The 456-nt window shown below is 65.8% G+C and carries 1 pseudogene; it reads left to right on the top strand.

Annotated features, from left to right (window positions below):
• Window positions 1-456: pseudogene (locus FY251_RS21255) on the top strand (dolichyl-phosphate-mannose--protein mannosyltransferase); the annotation flags it as partial.

Here is a 456-nt window from a genome sequence, read left to right as displayed (position 1 = left end):
GCCCGGTGTTGGCCGTTCTGCTGGTGACGACGGCGGTCTACGCCGGTATCGGGACGGCACAGTTCGCATCCATGCCCCGAGACGAGGCGACGGCCTGGCTCGAAGACAACAGCGACGAGGGCGACGTGGTGGAGACCTACCGCGTCCACATCCAGGACACCGCCGTCCCGCATTCGATGACTGCCCGACACGTCGCCGGTCAGGACTCGGAGGCGGAGGAGGCGATGGCCTGCCCGCGGTACATCCAGGTCGGGTATCGGGATCTGCTGTATCTCAAGGAGGACACCTACTACCGGAACGGCGATGCACAGGCGACCTACCTCCGGAATCTCCTGAACGAGGAGTACAACTACAGAATCGTCGCCGAGTTCGGGGAGCGGCCGCCGAACTTCGTTCCCCAGCGACCGACCCCCGGGTCGTTCACCGACCTGCTGCGGCTCGGTGTCGTCCCGCACA

The sequence above is a fragment of the Haloferax sp. KTX1 genome (genome assembly GCF_902410085.1).
GTDB lineage: Archaea > Halobacteriota > Halobacteria > Halobacteriales > Haloferacaceae > Haloferax > Haloferax massiliensis.
This window is presented reverse-complemented; position numbering and strand designations above follow the sequence as displayed.